The organism is Vibrio sp. QJM3NY_15, from assembly GCF_057785995.1.
In genome coordinates, this window is the sequence record NZ_CM173517.1 from 2,463,223 (window position 1) to 2,478,225 (window position 15,003).

10 protein-coding genes are annotated in these 15,003 nt (G+C 44.8%); 7 read left to right on the forward strand and 3 right to left on the reverse strand.

Translation table 11 applies throughout. The annotated features are described in order from the left end of the window. Nucleotides 1-25: 25 nt before the first annotated feature. The gene (locus AC3CKG_RS10945; protein ID WP_017107264.1) at nucleotides 26-1,297 is read left to right on the forward strand and encodes a YeaH/YhbH family protein; all 1,272 of its coding nucleotides are present in this window, start codon (nucleotides 26-28) and stop codon (nucleotides 1,295-1,297) included. Between the two features lie 11 nt (nucleotides 1,298-1,308). After that, entirely contained in the window at nucleotides 1,309-2,871 is a 1,563-nt protein-coding gene (locus AC3CKG_RS10950) for a SpoVR family protein (RefSeq protein WP_065103239.1), read from the forward strand. Nucleotides 2,872-3,064: 193 nt separating this feature from the next. Here AC3CKG_RS10950 and sohB read toward each other — a convergent pair whose 3' ends face one another. Continuing rightward, nucleotides 3,065-4,126, reverse strand: a complete 1,062-nt coding sequence (sohB, locus tag AC3CKG_RS10955; RefSeq protein WP_009849001.1) for a protease SohB — start codon at nucleotides 4,124-4,126, stop codon at nucleotides 3,065-3,067. Nucleotides 4,127-4,269: 143 nt separating this feature from the next. On the opposite strand from sohB, the gene AC3CKG_RS10960 reads away from it, so the two are divergent. From AC3CKG_RS10960 to AC3CKG_RS10975, 4 genes are all read left to right on the forward strand, one after another. Further along, on the forward strand, nucleotides 4,270-5,010 hold the full coding sequence (locus tag AC3CKG_RS10960) for a YciK family oxidoreductase (RefSeq protein ID WP_029225624.1): 741 nt from the start codon (nucleotides 4,270-4,272) through the stop codon (nucleotides 5,008-5,010). Nucleotides 5,011-5,164: 154 nt separating this feature from the next. Next, nucleotides 5,165-5,872, forward strand: coding sequence for a translesion DNA synthesis-associated protein ImuA (gene imuA / locus AC3CKG_RS10965; protein WP_488528352.1), 708 nt, complete (start codon nucleotides 5,165-5,167; stop codon nucleotides 5,870-5,872). Nucleotides 5,873-5,875: 3 nt separating this feature from the next. Then, complete coding sequence (locus AC3CKG_RS10970) at nucleotides 5,876-7,348, forward strand: Y-family DNA polymerase (RefSeq protein WP_488528353.1); 1,473 nt, start codon at nucleotides 5,876-5,878, stop codon at nucleotides 7,346-7,348. An 89-nt stretch (nucleotides 7,349-7,437) separates the two neighbouring features. After that, complete coding sequence (locus tag AC3CKG_RS10975) at nucleotides 7,438-10,515, forward strand: error-prone DNA polymerase (RefSeq protein WP_488528354.1); 3,078 nt, start codon at nucleotides 7,438-7,440, stop codon at nucleotides 10,513-10,515. 310 nt (nucleotides 10,516-10,825) lie between these two features. Here the strand turns inward: AC3CKG_RS10975 and AC3CKG_RS10980 are convergent, their stop codons facing one another. Continuing rightward, nucleotides 10,826-11,767, reverse strand: a complete 942-nt coding sequence (locus tag AC3CKG_RS10980; protein WP_017107271.1) for a chemotaxis protein CheV — start codon at nucleotides 11,765-11,767, stop codon at nucleotides 10,826-10,828. 168 nt (nucleotides 11,768-11,935) lie between these two features. Further along, a complete protein-coding gene (mlc, locus tag AC3CKG_RS10985; protein ID WP_017107272.1) occupies nucleotides 11,936-13,153 on the reverse strand; it encodes a sugar metabolism global transcriptional regulator Mlc in 1,218 nt (405 codons plus the stop codon). A gap of 320 nt (nucleotides 13,154-13,473) precedes the next feature. Here mlc and pyk point away from each other — a divergent pair, with 320 nt between their 5' ends. Continuing rightward, a complete protein-coding gene (gene pyk / locus AC3CKG_RS10990; RefSeq protein ID WP_017107273.1) occupies nucleotides 13,474-14,922 on the forward strand; it encodes a pyruvate kinase in 1,449 nt (482 codons plus the stop codon). Nucleotides 14,923-15,003: the final 81 nt, after the last annotated feature.

Below are 15,003 nucleotides of genomic sequence, written 5' to 3' on the forward strand. Positions count from 1 at the left end.
CGACATCAGCTGAGAGGGAGTTCTTATGGCACAATTTATCGATCGGAGGCTCAATGGCAAAAATAAGAGTGCTGTAAATAGACAGCGCTTCTTAAGACGCCATAAAGAGCAAATCAAAGAATCTGTGGCCGATGCAGTTAACCGACGCTCAATCACCAATACTGAAACGGGTGAAGACGTTACTATTCCTCATAAAGACATCAAAGAGCCTAGCTTTCATCAAGGCCAAGGCGGCGTAAGAGAACGTGTTCATCCAGGTAATGACCAGTTCATCACGGGTGACAAGATCGAACGCCCTAAAGGTGGAGGTCAAGGTGGCGGTTCAGGTCAAGGTGATGCAAGCCCTGATGGCGAAGGCCAAGACGAATTTACCTTCCAAATATCAAAGGATGAGTACCTAGACATTCTCTTTGAGGATTTGGCACTCCCTAATCTCGAGAAAAATCAGGTCAACAAAATTACTGAATGGAAGATACACCGCTCCGGTTACCAAAGTGCGGGGATTCCATCCAACATCGCTATTGTCCGCTCTCTACAACAATCTCTCGCTCGAAGAACGGCTATGACGGCGGGCAGAAAGCGTGAATTAAATACTCTAATGGAGCAGCTCGACCAAGTTAAAATGACTGAGCCTGCACAACCCTTTGAAGAAACACGTCTAAAAGAAGAGATCGCCGAACTGCGTAAACGCATTGAGAGCGTGCCATTCATTGATACCTTCGATTTACGTTACAAAAATTACGAGAAGCGCCCTATTCCATCCAGCCAAGCGGTAATGTTTTGTCTAATGGACGTGTCTGGGTCAATGGATCAAGCCACCAAGGACATCGCTAAGCGCTTTTATGTGTTGCTCTACCTGTTCTTGAATCGCACTTATGAAAATGTCGATGTGGTGTTTATTCGTCACCATACTCAGGCTAAAGAAGTCGACGAACATGAGTTCTTCTACTCGCAAGAGACGGGTGGCACCATCGTTTCTAGTGCGCTGAAACTAATGAAAGAAATTGTCGCAGATCGTTATCCTGCTAATGAGTGGAATATCTACGCAGCACAAGCTTCTGATGGAGATAACTGGGCTGATGACTCGCCTCGCTGTAAAGAATTACTGGTCAATACACTATTGCCGACTTGCCAATATTATTCTTACATCGAGATTACGCGCCGTTCACACCAAACGCTTTGGCACGAGTACGAGAAGCTAGAAGCGAGCTTCGATAACTTCGCCATGAAGAACATTAAAACGGTGGATGATATTTTTCCTGTGTTTAGAGAACTGTTCCAGAAAGAGACAGCGTAAGGGGGCTTGCCATGACAGCGAAATCAAACGTTGCAGAAAAAGACAAAGCGACACAGAAGAGAAACGACAAGATGCTGCCTGACGGTCCAGATTGGACGTTCAACCTCTTAGAGCAATATCACGTAGAAATTAAGCGTGTGGCGCAGCATTACCGTTTAGACACTTACCCGAACCAGATTGAAGTGATCACCTCTGAGCAGATGATGGATGCTTACTCCAGTATTGGTATGCCCATCAATTACAACCACTGGTCTTTTGGTAAGAAATTCATCCAAACCGAGCAAAACTACAAACACGGCCAAATGGGCTTAGCGTACGAAATCGTGATCAACTCCGATCCGTGTATCGCTTACTTAATGGAAGAGAACACGGTCACGATGCAAGCGTTGGTAATGGCGCACGCTTGTTACGGCCATAACTCGTTCTTTAAGGGTAATTACCTGTTCCAAACCTGGACTGATGCAAGCTCGATTATCGACTATCTATTGTTCGCGAAAAAATACATTACTGATTGCGAAGAAAAATACGGTGTAGCTGAAGTCGAGAAACTTCTCGATTCTTGTCATGCTCTCATGAACTACGGTGTAGACAGATACAAACGCCCTGAAAAGATTTCCATTGCAGAAGAAACCGCAAGACAAGAAGAGCGTGAAGCGTATCTGCAATCTCAAGTGAACGAACTTTGGAGAACGGTTCCTCAGAACAAAAGTAAGGAAGAAGAAACCAAGATACGTTTCCCTAGTGAGCCTCAAGAAAACATTCTGTACTTTATTGAGAAGAACGCCCCACTGCTTGAACCTTGGCAACGTGAGTGTGTTCGTATTGTTCGCAAGGTAAGCCAATACTTCTATCCTCAGAAACAAACTCAAGTAATGAATGAGGGTTGGGCAACCTTCTGGCATTACACCATTCTTAACCACCTTTACGACGAAGGCTTGGTGAGTGATAAGTTCATCTTAGAGTTCCTACACAGTCACACCAGTGTGGTTGCTCAACCCGCCTACAACAGCCCTTATTTCAGTGGGATAAATCCTTATGCACTTGGCTTTGCGATGTTTAGAGACATCCGACGCATCTGCGAAGAGCCCACCGATGAAGATAAAGAGTGGTTCCCTGAATTAGCCGGAAGTGATTGGTTAGAAGCGGTGCACTTTGCGATGCACAACTTCAAAGATGAAAGCTTCATCAGCCAATACCTTTCTCCAAAGATCATTCGTGACTTTAAGCTGTTCTCAGTACTCGACGACGACCGTAAAAACACCATTGAAGTCAGTGCGATTCACGATGATCCTGGTTATCGCCTGATTAGAGAAAAGCTCGCGGCGCAGTACAATCTAAGCAACCTTGAGCCGAATATTCAGGTGTTTAATGTCGATGTTCGTGGTGATCGCTCAATGACACTGCAATATGTGCCTCATGACCGAATCCCGCTAGATAAAGGCTACGATGAAGTATTAAAACACCTTTATCGCTTATGGGGCTTTGATGTAATTTTGGAAGAGCTCAAAGACACAGGTCATAGAGAAATATTGACCACCTGTCCGAAACGAAATGATTATGGAGCCAAGATTTAATGCTAATCACAATAAGTCAGTGATTGGTATAAGACTCCGCTCCCCCTACAACATAGTGGTTAAACCCGCTCGGAAGTGGAGCAATAAAAAAGCGCATAAGTCTGATGACTTATGCGCTTTCTTTTTTAAGGCTCAAACATCTTCAACAGGTACTAAACCTAGAACTAGATATTAGAGGCAAAACTAAATAAGCTTAAACAATCGGCTTTTGACCGCGTTCAATCAGCTTCATCAACACGCTGTCTGCAGATTTACCTGCAACGCCTGCTAGCTTATCTGACAGTTTTTTCTTTTGTACGTAGTGAATCGCTAGAACCGTCTTGTCCTTACATGCCGCTACGACTAAATCATCAGAAGTGCTAATCTCATCCACCAGCCCAAGTTCATGCGCTTGTGTACCAAACCAGTGCTCACCCGTTGCTACTTTTTCAAGATCTAGCGCAGGTCGATGGTCACGAATGAAGTCCTTAAACAAACCATGAGTTTCCTCTAGCTCTTCTTTAAACTTCTCGCGTGCTTTATCACTGTTCTCACCAAACATAGTAAGCGTGCGTTTGTACTCACCTGCCGTTAGCTGTTCGAATTCAATATCGTGCTTTTTAAGCAGTTTGTTGAAGTTTGGTAATTGAGCGATAACACCAATAGAACCAACAATAGCAAAAGGTGCAGATACGATTTTGTCTGCGATACATGCCATCATATAACCGCCACTTGCTGCTACTTTGTCTACCGAGATAGTCAGAGGTAGGCCTGCCGCTTTGATACGATCAAGTTGAGAAGACGCCAAACCATAGCCGTGAACCATGCCACCGCCAGATTCCAGTTTAAGCAAGACTTCATCACCTTCGCGAGCAACAGCCAGAACCGCCGTCACCTCTTCACGTAATGAAGCCACTTCTTTCGCATCAATGCTGCCATTAAAATCAAGAACGAATAGGTGTGGTTCACGCTTGCTATCAAGCTCACCCTCTTTCGCAGCTTTCTTCACTTCTTTGCCACGTGATTTTACTTTTTCTTTTTCCGCTTTCTTTTCTGCTTTATCACGTGCTTTGATGAAAGCATCATCATGCAAATGGTGCTCTAGTTGTTCAATCGTTTGTTTGTGGTGCTCAGATAGGTTCGTGATTTCCAGCTCACCTTTAATTGCGCTTGATTTTCCACCCACAGATTTAGCTATAACTAAAATTGCAATGATGGCGATTACAACGGTCGCAATCTTGGCTAAAAACAAGCCGTAGTCCAACAAAAATTCCAATGTCATATCCCCTATTGTATGAATTAGTGTATTGTAACCATCTTGTCACGATTACCAAGAATTTCTCATCATTCCTGCGGTTATCTGTGTGATTAAACATCAATGGAATGACGAACATAATAAAAGAAAGAAGGATAAGCACAGTGGATTACCCAATCTCTACAGATGCCCTCAAAGATAAAGTAATTTTGGTTACAGGTGCCGGTGCTGGCATTGGTCGCCAAGCCGCGCTAAGTTTCGCTCAACATGGTGCAACTGTTATTCTGTTAGGCCGCAATGTCAAAAACCTTGAATTGATTTACGACGAAATCGAAAGTGCTGGTTACCCACAGCCTGCGATTATCCCATTGGATTTAAAAGGCGCGACAAAACAGAACTACATCGACATGGCTGAAACCATTGAATCACAGTTCGGTCGTTTAGATGGTCTACTGCATAACGCAGGTGTGCTTGGCACGTTAAGTCCATTCGATCAAATCGATGAAGAAACGTTTGATGGCGTCATGCAAATCAACGTTAAAGCTGAATTTCTAATGACTCAAGCGTTACTGCCTGTCATTAAGAAAGCGGAAGCGGGTCGTATTGTCTTTACCTCTTCAACGGTTGGTCACTCTGGCCGCGCGTTCTGGGGCACTTACGCGATTTCAAAGTTTGCTACAGAAGGCATGATGCAGATCTTAGCCGATGAGCTTGAAGGTACCGATATCCGTGTTAATGCGATTAACCCAGGCGGTACTCAAACACGCATGCGTGCAAAAGCGTACCCAGGTGAAGATGCGAACAAGTTAAAAACGCCACTCGACATCATCCCACTGTATCTACACTTAATGAACCCAAGTGTGACAGACATTAATGGCCAATGTATCGATGCTCAACCTAAGTAGCTGATATTATGAGCAATAACAAGAAGTCGCTTTAATAGCGGCTTTTTTTGTATCTAAATCAACCATCTAATAGTTAGTTCACCTGATTTTCATCATTTCTCTTTGCATCTTTTTCATTGTTAAATATACTGTATAAATATACAGGTATTTAATTATGCATGAACTAATAAAAAACTTACAAGACCGCCAGTTAATCTGGAAAGGATTACAATCAACAACGCAAGGAAGTACCACTTCGACAGGCTATCCTCAATTGGATAAACAGCTTGATGGCGGCTTCCCGACGCACGGCGTTATTGAGGTTGAATCACAACAAGGGATCGGCGAGCTTCGCCTACTTACGCCCTATTTAGCTCAACAAAACTCGCAAAAACTGGCCATATTCATTAACCCACCAGGGAAGATCTGTGCCGAGTTTTTCAACGGCCAAAACATTCCACTAGAGAACATCCTAGTCATCCAACCTCAGCGTGATCTCGATGCATTATGGGCCGCAGAGCAGTGCCTCAAGAGTGGTGCCTGTCATTCTGTCTTGCTATGGGGTGCCAATTTAGAAATTCACCAAACCAAGCGCCTACAAGCGGCAAGCGAAACGGGCAAGTGTCTACAATTTCATTTTAAAGCCACCAGCCATAATCAGTTATCCCTGCCCGTTTCCTTAAGCATGAAACTGTCTTCTCACGCCCAAGGGTTAAAGGTTGAAGTCACGAAAAGAAAAGGCAGCTGGTCGTATGGCAGTTTTATTCTGGACATGAGCCAGAACTGGCCGTTACTCACAGAAAAAGTCATCGATGAAAACAGCTCAAATCAGGCGTTGTCTGGTAACACGGTGCTGGCTTTCCCTATTGCGAAGCAAGGCTAACGTATGCTGTGGCTGTATCTGCATTTCTCATCCCTACAATTGGACACCTTGTTTAACTCTAATGAATTAGGTTCGAACGAAGAATCACACAATCAGCCTCTTATCATCGTCGATGAGAAAGATCATCGTGCACTGCAAGCTAACCAAGCCGCGTTGCAATCGGGTATCACACTCGGCATGGGGCTAGGGTCTGCGGCCGCGCTTTGCCATAACTTACACGTCCACCCTTACAGTATTGAGCTAGAAAAAAGTAAGCTTAAAGAGATTGCTCAATGGGCCTATCTGGTCACATCCGACATGGCGTTACTGCCGCCAAATGGATTATTGATTAAGGCCTCTAACATGCTGTCGCTTTACGATGGGCTAGATAACTACTGGCATGAACTCAAAAACCATTTAGAAACGCTCAACATCCAGTTCAGCTTTGCTACAGGTTATTCGCCGCTTTCTGCAATCCTTTTAGGCAAACAATCCATCAACCAAGCGACGAACAATGTTGAGCAGATGAAAGCTTGGGTTAACCAACAAGCACTGAGTTCAAGCGAACTTCCTGCTAAACAAGTTGAGCGCCTGAATCGTGTTGGTATCAATGTCGTTGAAGACTTATTAAAACTGCCTTTGCAAGATGTCGCGCGCCGCTTTGATATCGACTTGGTGAACTATGTTGGTCGTCTTAATGGGCAGTTCAAGCACCCGATTGATTTCTATCACCCACCAGAGAGTTTCCAACAATATTTGGAGCTGCTGTTTGATATTGAAAACATCCTGTTCATCGAAAAACCTTTGCTGAAATTGTTGAATCAGCTCGAGTGTTTTTTGAGGTTACGTGACCGAGTGGCTTTCGAGTTAACGCTGACTTTGCACCTAAGGGATAAAGACGACCATCATGTCTCTTTTTATTCAGCACAGGGCGATTACCTTGCAGTCAAATGGGCGAACCTAACGCATCTAACCTTAGAGTCACTGAAGATAACGGCACCCGTACAGGGGCTGACTCTCTCTTTGATTCGTCATGGAGAACCGCAAGTTGCCTACCATGATCTTTTCGATGGCAATACCGGAACGCTTGCTGCGCTAGATTTGCTCTCGCTGCTTCAAGCAAAGCTTGGGCAAGCTTGTATTCAGACTCCCAAAATACTGCACGATCCTAGGCCAGAAAAAGCCAACAAATATTCACTGCCGACACTGGGATATACGGTAAAAAAGGGACAAATTTCCCAAGAGGTCACGCAACAAACTGCGACAACTCCCAGCGTCAGCCAACAGCGACTCAGACCGAGTATTCTACTGCCCGTTCCCGAAGCCTTAACCGAGAGCGTCACTTTATCTCAAGGCCCTGAGCGCATTGTTTCTGGATGGTGGGATGGCGAGAAAATCATTCGTGACTATTTTATTGCTCACAGTGAAAACGGTCGATGGCTATGGGTATTCAGAACGCCGGATAAACAGTGGTTCTTGCACGGTTTGTTCAGCTAGTCAGTTTAGTAAGTCGTTCTTGCCACTTGCTTCATTTAAACGCCCCTTTTCAATCATGTTCACTCGCAATGGTTAAGTGAGATTACGTTATGTCTCAGCAATACTCAGAGCTCTTCTGCCAAAGTAATTATTCCTTTCTAGAGGGAGCTTCGCATGCGGAAGAGCTTGTTTTACAGGCCGACTTTTTACGCTACAAAGCACTAGCTGTTACTGACGAGTGCTCGGTGGCAGGCATCGTTAAGGTTCACTCTGCGATCAAGCAACATAAACTGTCGCTCAAGCAAATTGTCGGGAGCATGTTTTGGTTAAATGAAGAGTGCCAAATTGTCTTGTTATGTCCGAATAGAAAAGCCTACGCCGAGCTGTGTCGTATTATTACCAATGCGAGACGTCGTAGTAGCAAAGGACATTATCAACTCTCTGAGTGGGATATCATGTCGGCTAAACACTGCTTCATTCTTTGGCTTCCTCAACAGAAAAATGAAGACGCACATTGGGGTCAGTGGCTTTCTCAACACCATTCTGGTCGATTGTGGATTGGCTTACAACGACACCTAAAACAAACCGACCAGCAATACACGGATTACTGTGTTGAGCTGTCACAACATCACCAACTTCCTATTACGGCCTGTGGTGGTGTGCTGATGCACAACGCTAATCGCTTACCCTTGCAGCATTCACTCACTGCGATCAAGTACCAACGTCCCATTACTGAAGTGGGCAGTCACTTACTCGCCAATGCCGAGCGCTGTTTACGCAGCATCAATAAGATCTCTCATATATTCAAAGCTGAATGGCTAGAAGAAAGCAACCGAATCTCTGGACTATGCGAATTTGATTTAGACAGCTTGCGCTACGAATACCCAAGCGAGCTGATTCCTCAAGGTGAGACACCCATGAGTTATCTACGCATGTTAGTCGAGAAAGGAAAACGAGTTCGCTTCCCGCAAGGCGTGCCTAACGACATTCAACAAATCATAGAGAAAGAATTGAGGCTAATTGACGAACTTGACTACCCTTTCTTTTTTCTCACCATCCACGACATCGTCATGTTTGCCAAAAGCCAAGGGATTCTTTACCAAGGTCGAGGTTCAGCGGCCAATTCCGTGGTCTGTTACTGCCTAGAGATTACCTCTGTCGATCCAAGACAGATCTCAGTGCTATTTGAACGCTTCATCAGTAAAGAGCGCGATGAGCCGCCCGATATTGATGTCGATTTTGAGCACGAACGCCGTGAAGAAGTCATCCAATACATCTATAAAAAATACGGTAGAGAACGCGCAGCACTTGCCGCAACTGTCATTTCATACCGCTTCAAAAGTGCAGTAAGGGATGTTGGCAAAGCTTTAGGGCTACAAGAAACTCAGCTTGATTACTTCATTAAGAACACCAACCGCAGAGACAAAAGCTTAGGTTGGCAAGCACAATTAACTCAATTGGGACTGCAACCTGACTCTTTAAAAGGCCAACAGTTTATCCATTTGGTTAATGAAATCATTGGCTTTCCACGTCACTTATCTCAGCACGTTGGTGGCTTTGTGATCTCTTCTGGCCCTTTGTATGAACTGGTTCCCGTCGAGAATGCGGCTATGCACGATCGAACGATTATTCAATGGGATAAAGATGATCTGGAAACCTTAGGGCTGCTTAAAGTCGATGTACTCGCGCTTGGTATGCTTTCTGCGATTCGTAAGTGCTTCGATCTGATCAAACGCATTCACGGGCGATCACTCACCATCGCAGAAATCACTCGCCTCAAGGACGATCCTCAGGTTTACGGCATGATACAGCGAGCAGACACCGTCGGGATCTTCCAAATAGAGTCACGCGCGCAAATGAGCATGCTGCCAAGGCTTAAACCGAAGACTTATTACGACTTGGTGATTCAAATCGCTATCGTACGTCCTGGGCCTATTCAGGGCGATATGGTGCATCCGTTTCTAAAACGCCGAGATGGTATTGAGCCAATCAGTTATCCATCTAAAGATGTGGAGTCGGTACTGTCGCGCACCTTAGGTGTTCCAATCTTCCAAGAGCAAGTGATTAAACTCGCGATGGTTGCCGCTGGGTTCACAGGTGGTGAAGCGGATCAGCTAAGACGCGCCATGGCGGCTTGGAAAAAGAATGGCAACGTCTTTAAGTTTAAAAACAAGCTCATCGAAGGCATGCAAAAACGAGGTTATGAGACAGAGTTTGCCGAACAGATCTTTAAACAGATATGCGGCTTTGGTGAATACGGTTTTCCAGAAAGCCATTCCGCCTCGTTTGCCGTTTTAGCCTATTGCTCAGCTTGGTTGAAATGCTACTACCCAGAATGCTTCTACGCTTCCTTGCTCAATAGCCAACCTATGGGGTTTTATAGCCCATCACAGTTGGTACAAGATGCGCAGCGACACAATGTGGTGGTTCTTCCGGTATGTGTGAATGCCTCACAAGACAACCATACTGTCGTCGCTCATCAAAATGGTTTGGCTATTCGCTTAGGGTTACGACAAATCAAAGGATTCAGCGAGTATGGAATTCAAAGCGTGCTCGCCAATCGCCCACATTCAGGGTATCACCATCCTAGTCAGGTAAAACAACTATCGATCAATAAAAAAGACATCGAACTGCTCGCCTCGGCTAATGCGCTGCACAATGTTTCAGGTGATCGTTTCCAAACGCGTTGGGCACTCATGGACTCCGCTTCTGACCTACCTCTATTTCGTCAGGCTTATGACAAGGTAGAGCACGCCTTGCATCAGCCAAATGAGATGCAGGATCTATTGGAGGATTTCACCAGCGTTGGCGTATCGTTAAACAAGCACCCTATCACCTTGCTAGAAGAAGCTAACCGACTTGGTCGGTTCACCCATATGAAAGACTTAAAACAACAAAGACACAAATCCATGGTCACGGTTGTTGGACTGGTCACTGGCAAGCAATCACCCGGTACCGCAGCCGGTGTCACCTTTGTCACATTAGAAGATAACACAGGCAATATTAACGTTGTGGTATGGGGAGCCACTGCACGCGCACAGCAGCAAGCTTATCTGACAGCGAAGGCTTTAAAGGTACAAGGAGTCTTAGAGAAGGAAGGCGAAGTCGTGCATGTGATTGCGGGGAAACTTATCGATATAACTGATGAAATTGTTGGCTTGAACACCAAATCACGAGATTTTCATTAGCGATTCAAATAACCCTTTCATAAACACCAGAAAAGGAAAAGGGAGGCATCAGCCTCCCTTCAATTCAAATCGTTGAGTTATGACTCAACTTCAGCTTCCGTACGTCTTTTCTTAAATTCCCTATATAGTAATAAGCTCAAAGTCATTACGACTTTTGAAGTCAACCATATCATTAAGAGGAACTACCTTAGATTGTGAGTGAAAAGTTACGCTAGTAGTTGAGCATATTTTGTTAAGAAAAATATGCTCCGTCAATATTAACAAACGCTTTCCATAAGGTCACTCAAAACAAACCGTACAGCTGCATTAATTATAAAATCTGGCGCATTCGCTCTTGAGTGACTTCAACCAAGAGATCCGGTTGGAATTTAGAAATAAAGCGATTACACCCTACTTTCTCAACCATGGCTTCATTAAAACTTCCGCTTAATGAAGTATTTAGCGTGATAAACAAGTCATGCATTCGAGGGTCAGTACGCACTTCATGAGTCAGTTTATAACCGTCCATTTCAGGCATTTCGGCATCTGTGATCATCAGCAGTATTTCTTGATTGATGTCTTTGCCTTCGTCACACCACCCCTTCAGCAGATTAAGCGCTTGTAGGCCGTCGCAACATTCAATAATGTTCAAACCCAGTTGCGATAAAGTGCCTTTGATCTGATTGCGCGCGGTTGAAGAGTCATCAACGATAAGCACACTACGCCCAACCATTTCATTGGCAAGTTGCTCATCTAAAACACCGTCAGAAATCGAAACGTCATAATCGATGATTTCAGCGAGTACCTTTTCAACATCAATGATCTCAACGATCTTATGTTGCTCTTCTTCTTGAATGTGGGTGATAGCAGTTAAGTAGTTTGCACGACCCGTCGTCTTTGGTGGCGGCTGAATTTCAGTCCACGTCGTATTCACGATGTTACGCACTTGTCCAACCAAGAAGCCTTGTACGGTTCGGTTGTATTCGGTGATGATTAAGTTATTTTCTTGAGTCTCATCACGAGATGGTGGGAAACCAATCGCGCTACGCAAATCGATAACAGGCACCGATTCGCCACGTAAAGAAGCGACACCCGTAATATGATGGTGAGAACCTGGCAGGCGAGTTAACACTGGCACTTTTAGGACTTCTTTCACTTTAAATACGTTAATCGCAAATAGTTGACGACTATTTAAGCTGAATAACAAGAGTTCCAGACGGTTTTCACCGACTAGTTTGGTTCTCTGATCAACCGAATTTAAAACGCCAGACATACAACACCTTAGTGACAAATAATAACTGAGGCTACAATAGCCTACTTCAATAGGTTAAAGCAAAGCGCCATTGCACAGAATGCTTAAACTAAGTACAACAAATAACGTTATACATAGTTTAAGGAGATGATAAGAGTTAGGTAAGGCTATAGGAAGAGTAAAAGAGGCTTAACCTTCAATGACTTTCATCAATAATTGACCATCGTATAAAGCTTGTTTAACAAGCGCTGCACCCGGCATGGTTGCTTGTTTATAGAATCGAGATTCCACCAGCTCTAAATCTTGATGGTAAACCGATAAACTCTGCTCTTCGATACACTTTTGAATCGCAGGATACAACACGCTTTTAGCCTGATTGATAACACCACCCACCAAGATTTTCTCAGGGTTGAATAGGTTAATCACAATCGCAATCGCAGAGCCTAGGTAACGGCCTAATTGTTCAATCACTTCTACCGCTAGTGGATCACCCGCCGCTGCGGCAGCACAGATTTGTTCAATCGTGACATCTTCAAACACAGTAAGTGTGGATTCTTCACCATTGGCTAATCGTTCTTTGACTTGCTCACGGATCGCCTGCGAGCTCGCAACCGTTTCTAAACAGCCTCGGTTACCACAATGACAAAGCTTGCCCTCTTTCTCGATCTGAATATGACCCAATTCACCGATGTTACCGTGACGACCTTGTAGAACTCGGCCATCTAGGATAATCCCAGCACCGACACCATGGTGAATCGAGATAAGAACTGAATTATCGTTATCTTGTGAGTGACCAAACAGCTTCTCAGCTAATGCCCAAGCTCGAGTATCATTGGCAATAAAGACCGGTAGACCTGTTTCTTTGTAGATCTCGGGGCCCAACGCTAAATTTTTAACGTTGTAGTGCGGCATCTGCAGCACAATACCTTGCTCAGAATTCACCAGACCCGGTAGAGTAACGGCAATACTGGTTACCCTATCAAGCTGTTCCGCATAGGTTTGGAAAAACTCATCAATTTCATGAAGAAGACGAGCAAGCACATCCTCTTGGTCACGTTCGTGAATATCAATTTTAGTATCGATAAGTACATCGCCACCCAACTCATGAAGCGCGATCGTGAGATACCCACGACCAAGACGCATCGACAGAAACTGCCAACCTTCATTATTGGTTTGCAAACCCACAGCAGGACGTCCACGAGTCGTGGCTTCTTGAACCGTCGTCTCATGGATAAGGTGGGCTTCAATAAGTTCGCGGGTAATTTTAGTAATACTCGCCGGAGCCAACTCACTTTGCTTGGACAGTTCGATACGAGAAATAGGACCTTTAAGGTCAATTAGTTTATATACACGACCAGCATTGACCTGTTTGATATGATCAATATGGCCCGGTTGAGCCATGTACATTTTACGCTCCAGAAATCATCAACGGGTTAATTTTTTTACTTTGCGAAGTAATTGTGAAGTGACTTGGTATATCGCCGTGACCAGTATCACGTATATACATGAATCTTTGTGTATCTAGTCAAATAGTTTAAGAAAAATTAACACCCACATCGATAATTTGAGACTTAATTTTCATAAAAAAACATCGTGTTTGAGTCCTAAATTCAATAAATAACAGCAAATACAGAAATATCTTCCTAGCTCCCAATAAATTATCAATTAATGCATATACTTAATTCTGTCTTGTACAAGATTTTCTAGGTCTCACCTTCGGAGCATTCATGACATCAGAATTAAGAAAAACAAAAATCGTCACCACTTTAGGACCATCAACAGATAAAGGTAACGTCCTTGAAGAGATCATCAAAGCTGGCGCCAATATCGTCCGTATGAACTTCTCTCACGGCAGCAGCGATGACCATATTCAACGCGCTGAAAAAGTCCGAGCAATAGCGAAAAAGTTCGGCACTCAAATCGCAATCCTCGGCGACTTACAAGGTCCCAAGATTCGAGTGTCTACTTTTAAAGACGGTAAAATCCAACTCGCAGTAGGCGACAAGTTCACGCTCGACAGCAGCCTAGGTTTAGGTGAAGGCAATCAACAAGCCGTAGGACTCGATTACAAAGAGTTACCAAACGATGTGTCAGCTGGTGATGTGCTGTTGCTTGATGATGGTCGCGTTCAATTAAAAATCACCGAAGTCGAAGGCTGTCGCGTTCATACTGAAGTCACTATTGGTGGCCCGCTGTCGAATAACAAAGGCATCAACAAGAAAGGCGGTGGACTGTCTGCAGAAGCGCTCACCGACAAAGACAAGCGAGACATCATCACCGCAGCTCAAATCCAAGTCGACTATTTGGCTGTGTCTTTCCCACGCAACGGCGCAGACATGCACTACGCTCGTCAGTTAGCACGAGAAGCAGGATTAGAAGCTCACCTTGTCGCTAAAGTCGAGCGAGCGGAGACCGTTGCCACTGTTGAGAACATGGATGACATCATAATGGCCTCAGATGTCGTCATGGTGGCTCGTGGTGACCTCGGAGTGGAAATTGGCGACCCAGAGTTAGTTGGAGTACAAAAACAGCTTATACGCCGTGCTAGAGCGCTTAACCGAACAGTGATCACCGCAACTCAAATGATGGAATCGATGATCTCCGCTCCAATGCCAACTCGTGCAGAAGTCATGGATGTAGCCAACGCCGTACTAGACGGCACCGATGCCGTGATGCTTTCAGGTGAAACCGCTGCGGGTGATTACCCCGTTGAAACCGTGAAATCAATGGCCGAAGTCTGTATCGGCGCTGAAAAGATGGCGGGCATTAACAACCAGTCTAATTACCGTATTGACCGCACCTTTGTCACGGCCGAAGAAACCGTTTCGATGGCGACCATCTACTCTGCAAACCATATGGAAGGCATTAAAGGTGTGGTGACTCTAACCGAATCAGGCCGCACCGCTCTGATGATGTCACGCCTAAGTGCCGATATGCCGATCTATGCGCTGTCTCGTAACGAAGGGACGCTGAACCGCTGTACTTTGTATCGAGGTGTTACCCCTATCTACTTCGAGACAGAAGCCAAAGACAGCTTTGATATCGCGCTGTCTACGCTCACTTGCTTGAAAGAGAAAGGACACCTTAAATTTGGTGACCTAGTGATCGTCACTCAAGGCGACATTATGGATGTGGCGGGCTCAACCAACTGCATGAGAATCTTGCCTGTCACTTAACATGGTTGTATTTGATTAGGTCAGTTCGTTGATCAGCGACCCTGCCAAGACCAAAAAAGGGTTATTGAACTAAGTTCAGTA

Excerpts from the sequence above, each read along its gene's own strand:
- AC3CKG_RS10975 (WP_488528354.1), top strand. The coding sequence starts at position 7,438 with ATGTCTCAGCAATACTCAGAGCTCTTCTGCCAAAGTAATTATTCCTTT.
- AC3CKG_RS10970 (WP_488528353.1), top strand. The coding sequence starts at position 5,876 with ATGCTGTGGCTGTATCTGCATTTCTCATCCCTACAATTGGACACCTTG.
- AC3CKG_RS10950 (WP_065103239.1), top strand. The coding sequence starts at position 1,309 with ATGACAGCGAAATCAAACGTTGCAGAAAAAGACAAAGCGACACAGAAG.
- pyk (WP_017107273.1), top strand. The coding sequence starts at position 13,474 with ATGACATCAGAATTAAGAAAAACAAAAATCGTCACCACTTTAGGACCA.
- AC3CKG_RS10980 (WP_017107271.1), bottom strand. The coding sequence starts at position 11,767 with ATGTCTGGCGTTTTAAATTCGGTTGATCAGAGAACCAAACTAGTCGGT.
- AC3CKG_RS10945 (WP_017107264.1), top strand. The coding sequence starts at position 26 with ATGGCACAATTTATCGATCGGAGGCTCAATGGCAAAAATAAGAGTGCT.
- imuA (WP_488528352.1), top strand. The coding sequence starts at position 5,165 with ATGCATGAACTAATAAAAAACTTACAAGACCGCCAGTTAATCTGGAAA.
- mlc (WP_017107272.1), bottom strand. The coding sequence starts at position 13,153 with ATGTACATGGCTCAACCGGGCCATATTGATCATATCAAACAGGTCAAT.